This is a genomic window from Streptomyces buecherae (assembly GCF_014295035.1).
GTDB lineage: Bacteria > Actinomycetota > Actinomycetes > Streptomycetales > Streptomycetaceae > Streptomyces > Streptomyces youssoufiensis.
Map to the genome: position 1 here is coordinate 7,159,949 of NZ_CP060404.1, position 12,135 is coordinate 7,172,083.

The following is a 12,135-nucleotide window of genomic DNA, read 5'->3' on the forward strand; positions in this document are numbered from 1 at the left end:
GGAGGACCACACCCGACCGAAGTCGATGTGGTCGCGGGTGACCAGGCGCTGCCCTGAGTACATGGGCCAAGTGGAGCAGGCTTCCGTTTGTCCGTCAACTGACGTGAGACGCGCCGTTCACAGTATGGACAGCCTTGACAGCGGGCAGTGGCCAACGCATAGCCTTCACAGTCCGGTCCTGCTGAGGGGCTCGACCGGTGTGTGGACAGGACGCGTGCTCGGATTCGAGCACCCACGGAGTCTTCGCATGTCCGTGTCACCGGATAGCTCCCTTCTCCCCCGACGCCCCCGCCCGCCAGCCATCGCGATCGTCGGCGCGGGCCCGCGCGGTGTGGGCCTGATCGCCCGGATCGCCGCGCGCGCCGCCCAACTCCTGCCGGCCTCCGCCGACCTGGTCGCCTCGCCGGCCGGCGCGTCCTCGCACGTCGGCGCGGGTTCGCCGGTCGGCGGTCGGCCGCGCGGCGGCGCGGGCCCCCTGCCCTCGCGACCTCGACGGGTCGGCGCCGGCGCGGGCCCGGGCGGCGGCGCGACGCCGTGGGGCGGGCGGCTCGTGCTGCACCTCGTCGACCCGCACCCGCCGGGCGGCGGTCGGGTCTGGCGACCGCGGCAGTCGCCGCTGCTGTGGATGAACTCGATGGCCGCCGACGTGTCCGTGTTCGACGACGGGAGCCGTGGCTGGGACGCCGAGCGGGACGGGCCGCCGGACTCCGGGCCCTCGCTCGCCGAGTGGGCCGAGGACATCCGCGCCGGGCGGCTGGCCGTGCCGCTGGCGCCCGAACTCGCGGCGGAGGTCGCCGCGTTGACCGGGCGCACCTTCGCCACCCGGCGGCTACAGAGCGCGTATCTGCGCTGGGTGTACGAGCGGGCGGTGGCCGCGCTGCCGGCCGGCGTCGAGCTGCGCGTCCACCGCCGTCGCGCGGTGCGGCTGACCGGCCCGCGCGACGGCGCGCAACGCGTGTGGCTGGAGGGCCGCGAACTGCCGCTCGTCGCCGACGCCGTCGTGCTCGCCCTCGGCCACCTCGACGCCGAACCCGACGCGCGAGAGCGGGAGTTGGGTTCGTTCGCGGCCCGGCACCGGCTGACGTACCTGCCGCCCGAGTACACCGCCGACAGCGACCTGCGGGCGCTGCGCCCCGGCCAGCCGGTACTGGTGCGCGGCTTCGGGCTGGCCTTCGTGGACCTGATGGTGCTGCTAACCGAGGGGCGCGGCGGGACGTACGCCGAGGCGCCCGGCGCCCGTGGCGAGGGGCCGGGCGACGGCCCCGAGCTGGTCTACCGGCCGTCGGGACGGGAGCCGGTGCTGTACGTCGGGTCGCGGCGCGGCGTGCCGTACCACGCCAAGCTCGGCTACGACTGGACGGGCGAACTGCCCCCGCTGCCCCGCTTCTTCGGGCCCGAGCAGGTGGCCGACGCGCTGCGCCGGCAGCGGCCGGTCGACTTCGCCCGGGACGCGTGGCCGCTGGTGCGCAAGGAACTGGGCTACGTGCACTACCACCGGCTGTTCGCGGCCCACCCGGAGCGCACGGTCGGGAGCTGGGCGGAGTTCGAGGCGGCGTACGCCGCCTGCGAGGTGGACGGTCCCGCGCTGGCCGCGCTGGTGGCCGACGCAGTGCCCGACCCCGCCGACCGGCTCGACCTGACCCGCCTCGACCGCCCGCTGGCCGGGGTCACCTTCGCGTCGCACGCCGCGCTCCAGGAGGGGCTGCGGGACTACGTCACCGCCGACCTGATACGCCGCCACGACCCGGAACACAGCCCCGACCTGGCCGTCTTCCTCGGCCTGTTGGCGGTGTACGGGCAGGTCGCCGGGCTGGGCGACATCGGCCCGTGGTGGCACGGCTTCTTCAGCTACCTCGCCTCGGGCCCGCCCGGCCCCCGGCTGCGGCAACTGCTCGCCCTGTCCCGGGCCGGCGTCGTGCGCTTCGTCGGGGCCGACATGAGCGTCACCGCCGATCCGGCGCGCGGCGCCTTCGTGGCGACCAGCGCCTCCGTGCCCGGCCACCGGATCGAGGCCGCCGCGCTGGTCGAGGCCAGGCTGCCCGACCCGTCGGTGGCCCGCTCCCGCGACCGGCTCCTGCGCGCCCTGCACGAGGAGGACCCGGACGGGCTGCGCGTGACGCCCGGCGGGCTGGTCGCCGTACGCCCCGAGGACGCCCGGCTGCTCGACCGGGCCGGCCGGCCGCACCCGCGCCGGTTCGCGATCGGGGCCCCCACCGACGCCCGGGTCGCCGCGGCCTTCGCCCGACCCGGCACCGGAGCCCCCGCCGTACGCCAGAACGACGCGGTGGCCCGGGCCCTGCTGCGCCTGCTCACCGAGGACGCCCGGCCGGCGCGGCTGACCGCCTGACCGGCCCCGGCGCGGCCCGGGCTCGCGCGCAGCGCCGGCCCGGGCCGACGCGAGAACGACCGCCCGACGCCTATCCACCCACGGACCCTGAGGACCCCCATGCCCCCCTTGAACCGTCCGCTGCGACTGGCCGTCGCCATCGACGGCGGCGCGCCCCAGACCGCGTCCGCCTTCGTCGACCGGGCCCACCTCGCCGAGCGTGGCGCCTTCGACTTCGTCACCCTGGACGACTCGCTCGGCCAGCCCGCGCCCGGCGTGGCGCGGCTCGACGCCCTCGCCGTGCTGGCCCGCGTCGCCCCCACCACGGACCGCATCGGCTTAGTGCCGACCGTCACCACCACCCACACCGAACCGTTCCACGTCTCCACCCAGGTCGCCACGTTGGACTGGGTCAGCCGTGGGCGGGCCGGCTGGATCGTCGAGGTCTCCGCCACCGAGGCCGAGGCCCGGCTCGTCGGCCGCCGGCCGGCGGCCCCCGCGCCGGAGCTGTGGCACGAGGCGGGCGAGGTGGTGGACGTCGTCACCCGGCTCTTCGACAGTTGGGAGGACGACGCGGAGATCCGCGACGTGGCCACCGGTCGCTTCGTCGACCGGGACAAGCTGCACTACGTCGACTTCGAGTCGGCCACCTTCTCGGTGCGCGGCCCCTCCATCGTGCCCCGCCCGCCACAGGGGCACCCCGTGACCGTCATCGACGCCACACCGTCCCACGCCCGCGCGGCGGCGGCCCGCCACGCCGACGTCGCCCTCATCCGCACCGATGACCCCGACGTGGTCCGCACCGTCCGCGCGGACCTGCGCGAACGCGCCCGCGCCTGCGGCCGGGAGCCGGACCGGCTGATCGTGCTCGCCTCGCTGCCGGTGGACCTCGACGCGTCGGCCGACGCGGTCGCGCTGGCCGAGTTCGCCGCGAGCTGGCACACCGACGGCGTCGCCGACGGCTTCCACTTCCGCCCCCGGAACCCCGAGCGCGACCTGCGGCTCCTGGTGGACGGCACGGTGCCCGTGCTGCAACACCGCGGCCTGGCGCGCCACTTCTATCCGGGCGCCACGCTCCGCGAACACCTGGGCCTGCCGCGCCCGGCCAACCGTTACGCCCTCGCCAGGGAGGCATCAGCGCGATGACCGACACCTCGGGCACCCCGCGTACCAGCCGTAAGCCCATCCACCTCGCCGCCCACTTCCCGGGCGTCAACAACACGACGGTGTGGACCGCGGCGCCGCAGGCGCTCGGCAGCCAGATCGACTTCGCGTCCTTCACGCACCTGGCCCAGACCGCCGAGCGCGGCCTGTTCGACTTCTTCTTCCTCGCCGAGGGGCTGCGGCTGCGCGAGCACCAGGGCCGCGTCCACGACCTCGACGTCCTCGGCAGGCCCGAGGCGATCACGGTGCTCAGCGCGTTGGCCGCCGTCACCGAACGGCTGGGGCTCGCCGCGACCGTCAACGCCACCTTCAACGAGCCCTACGAACTCGCCCGCCGCCTGGCCTCGCTCGACCACCTGAGCGGGGGGCGCGCCGCCTGGAACGTGGTGACCTCATCCGACGCCTTCACCGGCGAGAACTTCCGGCGCGGCGGCTTCCTGGACCGCGCCGACCGCTACACCAGGGCCGCCGAGTTCGTCGCCACCGCGCGCGAGCTGTGGGACTCCTGGCCGCCGGGCGCCGAGCGCGCGCGGGCCGGCGCCTTCGCGCACCACGGACGCCACTTCGACATCGAGGGCCACTTCAGCGTGGAGCGTGGCCCGCAGGGCCACCCGGTCGTCATCCAGGCCGGCGACTCGAGCGAGGGGCGCGAGTTCGCCGCGGCCACCGCCGACGTCGTCTTCACCCGGCACGGCACGTTGGAGGCCGGCCGGCGGTTCTATGCCGACGTCAAGGGCCGGCTCGCCGCGCACGGGCGCCGCCCCGCGGACCTCAAGATCATGCCGGGGGTGACGTTCGTGCTCGGCGACACCGCGGCCGAGGCCCAGGAGAAGGCGGCCGAGATCCGGCACCAGCAGATCTCGCCGCAGACGGCGCTGCTCACGCTGGAGCAGATCTGGGGAGTCGACCTATCGCGATATGACCCGGATGGCCCATTGCCGGACATCGAACCCGACTACGACGCCCAGCTCAGCCAGGGCCGGGTGCGGCACGCCGACCCGCGCGCCGTCGTCGCCTCCTGGCGGGCGCTGGCCGAGGAGAAGGGGCTGTCCATCCGGCAGACCGTGATCGAGGCCACCGGGCGGCAGTCCTTCATCGGGACGCCGGCGGCGGTCGCCGAGGAGATGGACACCTTCGTCCAGACGGATGCCGCCGACGGCTTCATCCTGGTACCGCACCTGACTCCGGGCGGGCTCGACGACTTCGTCGAGCAGGTGGTGCCGTTGCTCCAGGAGCGCGGGTCGTTCCGTACCCGGTACACCGGCAGCACGCTGCGCGCCCATCTCGGGCTCGCCCAGCCCTCGTGAAAGGACACAACAGCATGACGGACACAGCGGCACAGCGCGGTACGGCGGCCACCCCGGCGCGGCCCGCGGAGACGGCCTCGCCCAAGGGCGCCGTGCGGCCGGGAACGATCCTGCACTCCACGGCCCGGACCGGTAGCGAGCCCGGGGCCGGCGGTGAGCCGGAGATACCGGGGCCGGACGCGGCCCGGCACCAGCCGTCGGGCGAGACCTCCGAGCGAGCCGAGTGGCGCGCCTGGCTGCGGGAGCGAACCGAGGCGGTCGCCGCGCCGTACGGCCCGCTGTCGGTGACCGGCACCCACTGGCTGGCCGACGCGCCGGACGGCAGGCTGCCCGGGGTGCCGGGGCGATGGACCGAGGACGGCGAGGAACTCGTGGTCAGCGCCACCGCCGAGGACCTGCTCGCGGTGGACGGCCAGCCGCTGGAGGGCGAGGCCAGGCTCGGGCCCGAGCACGGACCGCTGGACGCCCGGGTCACCAGCGGCGACCGGCACCTGGTGGTGCTGCGCCGCGAGGGCCTGTGGGCGGTACGGGTCTTCGACCCCGACGCGGCGGCCCGGCGGGCGTTCGCGGGGATCGACGCGTTCGACTACGCCGAGCGCTGGGCGGTGCCCGCCGTCTTCCGGCCGTTCCCCGAGGGGCGCACCATCCAGGTGGCCAACGCCGACGGGGCGCGACGGGGGCTCGGGCTCACCGGCGAGGTGGTGTTCACGGTGGAGGGCGTGGAACACACGCTGGTGGCCGGGGACGAGGGGGACGGCTCGCTGTGGATCGTGCTCGCCGACGCCACCAGCGGGCGGGCCAGGGCCGAGGGCGGCAGCTACCGGTTCCGCTTCCTGCGTCCCGGCGCCCCGGGCGTCGACGGGAGGCTGACGCTGGACTTCAACCGCACCCTGCTGCCGCCGTGCGCGTTCACCGACCACTTCCTGTGCCCCTTCCCGCCGCCCGGCAACACCCTCCCGTTCCCGCTCACGGCGGGTGAGCGCAACCCGCTCGCGACGGGCTGAGCGGGGCCGGCCGCCGGCTCGACGGGGAAGTGGGCCGGTGGGGCGGCGGGGGAGCGGGCCGTTCCGGGCGCGGTGGGCGCCGGGCGCCGTCGAGGGCGGGTCAACACCCCCTTGTGCGGCGCCGGCCGCAGCCCGAATACTTCCGGGCAGCGCTCGTCAGGGGGGACGTGAAGCGTGGCGGAAGCGTCGTGTAGCTGTGCCGTGCCGTGCCGGCCGGGCAGCCGTACCCCCGTGGCCGTGCCACCCGGGGCCCGGCGCGGCAGCCGGCCCACGACTTCCCCGGAGGAAGAGTTGAGGAACACCCGCACCACGCTCCGCTCCCGCCCGCGCGGACGCGTCCGCCTCATCGGCGTGACCTGCGGACTCGCCGCCGTCTCCGCACTCGCGGTGCCGGCCGCCGGAGCCGCCACCGACGCGCCGGCCGCGCCCACCGCGGTCCGGGCGGTCACCGCGGGCGACGCGGTCCGCTCGGCGAACGTGCCCGGCACCGCCTGGTACGTCGACCAGGCCACCAACACCCTCGTCGTCACCGCCGACAGCACCGTCAGCCGGGCCGAGATATCCCGGCTCAGGCGCGCGGCGGGAGCGCACGCCGGCGCGATCCGCGTCGAGCGCACCCCTGGCACCTTCAACAAGCTCATCGCCGGCGGCGACGCCATCTACGCGGGCGACTGGCGCTGCTCGGCCGGGTTCAACGCGCGCAACGCCAAGGGCGAGTACTTCATCGTGACCGCCGGCCACTGCACCGACGGCAAGCCGCCCTGGTACACCACGTCGAACCACCGCACGAAGATCGGCAAGACCGTCGGGTCCAGCTTCCCCGGGAACGACTACGGCCTCATCCGCTACGACAACCGCTCCCTCAAGCACCCGGGGACCGTCAACCTGTACAACGGCTCGTCGCGCGACATCAAGAAGGCGGCCAACGCCACCGTCGGCCAGAAGGTCCAGCGCAGCGGCAGTACCACGGGGCTGCGCGGCGGCAAGGTCACCGGCCTGAACGCCACCGTCAACTACGGCGGCGGGGACGTGGTCTCCGGCCTCGTCCAGACCAACGTCTGCGCCGAGCCCGGCGACAGCGGCGGCGCCCTGTTCTCCGGCACCACCGCCCTCGGCCTCACCTCCGGCGGCAGCGGCGACTGCTCGTCGGGCGGCACGACGTTCTTCCAGCCGGTCAAGGAGGCCCTGAGCAAGTACAAGGTCAACGTCTACTGACCTGACCTGACCTGACCGGGCCCGGCCGTACGTGGTGGGTCGCCGCGGCCGAGAGGGCGGCGGCCCCGGCCGGGCCCGCCGCCCTCTCCACCTGGCATTACGGGGCCAATCGGGTGAATCGGGGCTATCGTGGACATCAGTAGCCCGGATGGGGCATCGCTCGCGCTACGGACGGCAGGTGGCCGTGATGATCGAGACGTTGCTGACGGTGTTGGTGGTGCTGCTCTGCTGCGGCGTGGCGTACGCCGTGGCGGGTGCCCGGGTGGTCAAGCAGTACGAGCGGGGCATCGTCTTCCGGCTCGGCCGGCTCCGGCGCGAGGTGCGGCAGCCCGGCTTCACGATGATCGTGCCGGCGGTGGACCGGCTGCGCAAAGTGAACATGCAGATCGTCACCCTCCCGGTCCCCGCCCAGGAGGGCATCACCCGGGACAACGTGACGGTCCGGGTGGACGCCGTCGTCTACTTCAAGGTCGTGTCGCCGGCGGACGCGGTGGTGGCGGTGGAGGACTACCGGTTCGCGGTCTCCCAGATGGCGCAGACCTCGCTGCGCTCGATCATCGGCAAGAGCGACCTCGACGACCTGCTCTCCAACCGGGAGAAGCTCAACCAGGGCCTTGAGCTGATGATCGACAGCCCGGCCGTGGGCTGGGGCGTGCACATCGACCGGGTGGAGATCAAGGACGTGTCGCTGCCGGAGACGATGAAGCGGTCGATGGCCCGGCAGGCGGAGGCCGACCGCGAGCGGCGGGCCCGCGTGATCAACGCGGACGCGGAGTTCCAGGCGTCCAGGAAGCTCGCCGACGCGGCCAGCGAGATGTCCCGGCAGCCGGCCGCCCTGCAATTGCGCCTGCTCCAGACGGTGGTGGCGGTGGCGGCGGAGAAGAACTCCACGCTGGTGCTGCCCTTCCCGGTGGAGTTGTTGCGCTTCCTCGAACGGGCCCAGCAGCCGGCCGCGCCGCCGCCCGCCGGCGTCCCTGACGGCTCCACCGGCTCTCCCGCGAACGGCCCCTCGGCGGACGGCTCCGCCGCGCGGGGCTCCCCAGCCGACGAGCCGATGGCCGAGCCGTCCGGCGCCGCCCCGGCCGGCGTGCCGAGTGCGGGTCGGGCTCCGGCGCGCGCCGGGGCGCTCGCGGGCGTCACGGCCCGGCGCGCGGCCGGCGAGGCGCCGGCGTCCACGGCGCGGGCCCGTACCCAGGGCACCCCGGCGCGGGCCGGCGGCGAAGCCGGGCCGGGCGCCGTCACGTCCCGCGACGAGCGGCGCGACGAAGGGCGCTAGCCGACCCGCGCGCGCCGGCCGCGCCCCGCCGGGCCAGACGGCGAGCGGGCGGCAGTATCAGCCACGCGCGGCGATCACCGCAGGTGTACGGCCCCGCACGGCGCGTGTCCGGGTGCGAGTCTGACGTGGGCGCGGTAGGTGTGTTCTGTGACTCGGGTAGCGCGTGGGGCGCGTCAAGGCAGCGACGTGAACGCGACCTTGTGTGCCGCGCGAGAGCCTGGGAATACTCAGCGGAGCAACTTGGCATGGACGCGTCCTCCTGGTGAGCGGCCCGTGCATGCCTCCTCCGGGTCCGAACCCCCACAAGCCGGGCCCATCCCCCCACTGGAGGTTTTGAGTTGAAGCGCACTAGCGTACGCCGTTCGGCCATCGCCGGCGTCGGCGTAGCGGCACTGATCACCACCACCCTCACGCTCCAGAGCGCCAACGCGGCGCCCACCGCCCCCGACCCCCTCACGGCCACCGCCGCCGGCGCGCTGGCCACCGACATCACCGCCGACCTCGGCGCTGACACCGCTGCTGGCTCGTACTACGACGCCAAGGACCGCAAGCTCGTCGTGAACGTGGTGGACGACTCCGCCGCCGAGCGGGTGCGCGCGGCCGGCGCCGAGCCCCGGATCGTCAAGCACTCGCTGGCCGCGCTGAACCAGGCGCGCGGCACCCTCAAGGCCAAGGCCACCATCCCCGGCACGTCCTGGGCGATGAACCCGAAGAGCAACACGGTCGTCGTCACCGCCGACCGCACGGTGCGAGGCGGCAAGCTGGCCAAGCTGACCAAGGTCACCGACTCGCTCGGCGACCGGGTCACGGTCAAGCGCTCGACCAACACCCTCAAGCCGCTGCTCGCGGGCGGCGACGCGATCTGGGGCAGCGGCTCCCGCTGCTCGCTCGGCTTCAACGTCACCAAGGGCGGCGAGCCGTACTTCCTGACCGCGGGCCACTGCACCAACGCCGTCTCCGGTTGGTCGGACTCGCAGGGCGGCCAGCAGGTCGCGGCGACCGAGGGCGGCAGCTTCCCGGGCGACGACTACGGCATCGCCAAGTACACGGCCGACGTCCCGCACCCGAGCGAGGTCAACCTGTACGGCGGCACGCAGGCGATCGCCAAGGCCGGCGAGGCCACCGTCGGCCAGAAGGTGACCCGCAGCGGCAGCACCACCCAGGTGCACGACGGCGACGTCACCGCGCTCGACGCCACCGTCAACTACCAGGAGGGCACGGTCGAGGGGCTGATCCAGACCACCGTGTGCGCCGAGCCCGGCGACAGCGGCGGCTCGCTCTTCGCGGGCGACACCGCGCTGGGCCTGACCTCGGGCGGCAGCGGCAACTGCGGCTCGGGCGGCGAGACCTTCTTCCAGCCGGTGACCGAGGCCCTGCAGGCCACTGGGACGCAGATCGGCTGACCGGCGCGTGGGCGTCGGCGCGGCGCACGGCCGTGGGCCGTACGACCCATCGGCGGGCGCCGCGCGCCACGACGCCCCGCACGGGGAGCGGCCCCCGGACACCCACACCGTGTCCGGGGGCCGCTCGTGCGCGCGGCGCTCACCGCCGCCGGCCCGACGTACCCGTGGGACCGCCCGGTGGGCGGGGTCGATCACGGGTCGCGCCCGGCGGGTGGATCGCGCTCAGCGGGCGGATCGCGCTCGGCGGACGGGCCGGGCTCAGAAGTGGAAGACCGTGCCCCGGGCGGCCTGCTGGAGGCAGGAGTTGCCGAAGGTGTGCGTGAAGGAGACGTTCCGTCCCTCCCACACGCCCTGCGCCACGACGGTGACCGGGTCGTACTCGCGGGTGCAGAACGAGCCGTCGGCCGACTCGGTCATGTGGGCGAAGTCCGCGCCGGTGACGCCCAGCTCGGCGCAGGCGGCGGTCGGCGCCGGGTGGCTGCCGCCCGCCTTGGGCTGACAGGTCAGGGTCACGGCGCGGGTGGCGACGGCCGTGGCGTCCTCGCCCGGCGCGACCGAGAGCACCAGGGACGAGGGCGGGTACAGCGAGGTGGTGCCTGCGGGCGCGGCGTGCGCGGTCCCGACGGCGGTGGCCAGGCAGCCGATGCTCAGCGCCGCGGCCAGTGCGAGTCCCCCAGCGATCTTCCGCATGTCGAACACTCCCTTGTTCGAGGTGGCAGATACGGACCGGAGTCTTACGGACGCATGCGGTGATCGCACGCGCGATGGCTCGCTTCCGGTCACCACTCGTAATCGAACGGTGGCTTATCGTGGCGTTACGCCTGGATGTGTCGGGCCGTGGTCGCGATGCGGGGACCTGGGGCGCGTCGGTGCGTCCGGGTTGATCGCGGGCGTGGCGTGCGCCGTGTGGGTTCGAAAGCCGGCGGGCGCGGATCGGCTGGAACGCATCGCTCGCACGCTCGCCCGTCGTGGATGGACAGGCGCACGCCGTCGATTGTCCTCTCAATCAAGGTCGATTGTTCGTTGAACCTTGGAACTGAAGGCAGTGTGAGCGGAATCTCAGCGTCGGCCCGCATGTGACGTCCGCCGGGTGCTGTGTGGCTTTTGTCCCGGTTTTTATTTCGGGTGCGTTACGTAAGCGTGAAATAAAGCCGCCTCCGTGAAATGTTTTCTTCGTCGTTTATGAGCCATCGAAAGAGATGATTTGCCACTGCATCGAGCCGTCGTTCTAATAGTCGCGAACTGGTTGCGGGCGATCCCCGCTGAGATTCAGGAGAACGGCAGCGATGGCCGAAGTGATGGCCGAAGTGAAGTCCAGTGGGCCCGCGGGCCCACTCGTCACCGCCGCCCGCGCGCTGCGTCGCGACCGGGTCGGGATGGCCGCCCTCGGTGTCGTCCTGCTGTGTGCCGTGCTCGCCGTCTGCGCGCCCCTGATCGCCGCGCTCTACGGCAAGAACCCCACCGAGCACTACGGCCAGAACGACCCTGACCTGCTCAGTCCCGAGGGTCTTCCGGTGCGGCCGAACGGCGGCATCTCCGCCGACTTCTGGTTCGGGATCGAACCGGGGCTCGGCCGCGACGTGCTGACCCAGTTGCTCTACGGCATGCGCACCTCGCTGCTCATCGCCCTCGCCTCGGTCGCCGTCATCGCCGTCATCGGCATCGTGCTCGGGGTGACCGCCGGTTATCTGAGCGGAATCACGGACCGGGTATTCGGCTTTATCTGCAATGTGCTACTCGCATTTCCCACGTTGCTGCTTCTGCTCGCCCTCAGCCCCATCATCCAGACCCGATTCGTGTCACCCGGCGAAAACGAACCCGCCTGGATGCAGTTCGCGGTCCTCATCGCGGTCTTCTCCGCCTTCGGCTGGGTGCCGCTGGCCATGGTGCTGCGGACGACCGTGCGGTCGCTGCGGGAGCGCGAGTTCGTCGAGGCGGCCCGGGCGGTCGGCGCGGGGCGGCGGCACATCATCTTCCGGGAACTGCTGCCCAACGTCTGGGCCCCGGTGCTGGTGCACGTCACGCTCGCCGTGCCGGGCATCGTCACCGCCGAGGCCGCGCTGTCCTTCCTCGGCGTGGGCATCAACGAACCGATCCCCGACTGGGGCCGGATGATCTCGCGCGGCTCCGAGGTCTTCTACGACGACCCGACCTACATGGTCTTCCCCGGCGTCACCATCCTCGTCTTCGTCCTCGCCTTCAACCTGCTCGGAGACGCCGTGCGCGACGCCATTGACCCGCGCACGGCCCGCTGACCCGCCGGCGGCGCCCCCGGGCCGCGCCGGAAGCGCCGCGAGCGCCCGCCCACGCGGCGGGCACCGACCCCGAGCGCCGCGCACCCGCCCCGGGCCCGCGCGCCAGCACCTCCCCCCTCACCCCACCCCCACGCCACTCTGCGCTCTCTCGTCACACCCACCCAACTCGCCCCATCCGCACCTCC

9 protein-coding genes are annotated in these 12,135 nt (G+C 73.8%); 8 read left to right on the plus strand and 1 reads right to left on the minus strand.

Annotated elements, in window-relative coordinates; translation table 11 throughout:
- Positions 1–247: 247 nt before the first annotated feature.
- The 7 genes from H7H31_RS28595 to H7H31_RS28625 all read left to right on the plus strand — a co-directional run bounded on the left by H7H31_RS28595 (position 248) and on the right by H7H31_RS28625 (position 9,695).
- Complete coding sequence (locus H7H31_RS28595; protein ID WP_187063952.1) at positions 248–2,347, plus strand: FAD/NAD(P)-binding protein; 2,100 nt, start codon at positions 248–250, stop codon at positions 2,345–2,347.
- Between the two features lie 99 nt (positions 2,348–2,446).
- Complete coding sequence (locus H7H31_RS28600; protein WP_187063953.1) at positions 2,447–3,472, plus strand: LLM class flavin-dependent oxidoreductase; 1,026 nt, start codon at positions 2,447–2,449, stop codon at positions 3,470–3,472.
- The gene (locus tag H7H31_RS28605; protein ID WP_187063954.1) at positions 3,469–4,797 is read left to right on the plus strand and encodes an NtaA/DmoA family FMN-dependent monooxygenase; all 1,329 of its coding nucleotides are present in this window, start codon (positions 3,469–3,471) and stop codon (positions 4,795–4,797) included. Before H7H31_RS28600 ends, H7H31_RS28605 begins: the two co-directional genes overlap by 4 nt.
- Before the next feature lie 14 nt (positions 4,798–4,811).
- Positions 4,812–5,801, plus strand: coding sequence for a DUF1684 domain-containing protein (locus H7H31_RS28610; RefSeq protein WP_187063955.1), 990 nt, complete (start codon positions 4,812–4,814; stop codon positions 5,799–5,801).
- 291 nt (positions 5,802–6,092) lie between these two features.
- Positions 6,093–7,016, plus strand: coding sequence for a S1 family peptidase (locus H7H31_RS28615; protein ID WP_187063956.1), 924 nt, complete (start codon positions 6,093–6,095; stop codon positions 7,014–7,016).
- Positions 7,017–7,203: 187 nt separating this feature from the next.
- Positions 7,204–8,292, plus strand: coding sequence for a slipin family protein (locus H7H31_RS28620; protein WP_187063957.1), 1,089 nt, complete (start codon positions 7,204–7,206; stop codon positions 8,290–8,292).
- A gap of 338 nt (positions 8,293–8,630) precedes the next feature.
- Positions 8,631–9,695 carry a S1 family peptidase gene (locus H7H31_RS28625; RefSeq protein WP_187063958.1) on the plus strand — a complete coding sequence of 355 codons (1,065 nt, stop codon included), beginning with the start codon at positions 8,631–8,633 and terminating at the stop codon, positions 9,693–9,695.
- Between the two features lie 258 nt (positions 9,696–9,953).
- On the opposite strand, the gene H7H31_RS28630 is transcribed toward H7H31_RS28625, so the two are convergent.
- The gene (locus tag H7H31_RS28630; RefSeq protein ID WP_187063959.1) at positions 9,954–10,385 is read right to left on the minus strand and encodes an SSI family serine proteinase inhibitor; all 432 of its coding nucleotides are present in this window, start codon (positions 10,383–10,385) and stop codon (positions 9,954–9,956) included.
- 596 nt (positions 10,386–10,981) lie between these two features.
- On the opposite strand from H7H31_RS28630, the gene H7H31_RS28635 reads away from it, so the two are divergent.
- On the plus strand, positions 10,982–11,950 hold the full coding sequence (locus tag H7H31_RS28635) for an ABC transporter permease (protein ID WP_187063960.1): 969 nt from the start codon (positions 10,982–10,984) through the stop codon (positions 11,948–11,950).
- The last annotated feature ends 185 nt before the right edge of the window (positions 11,951–12,135 follow it).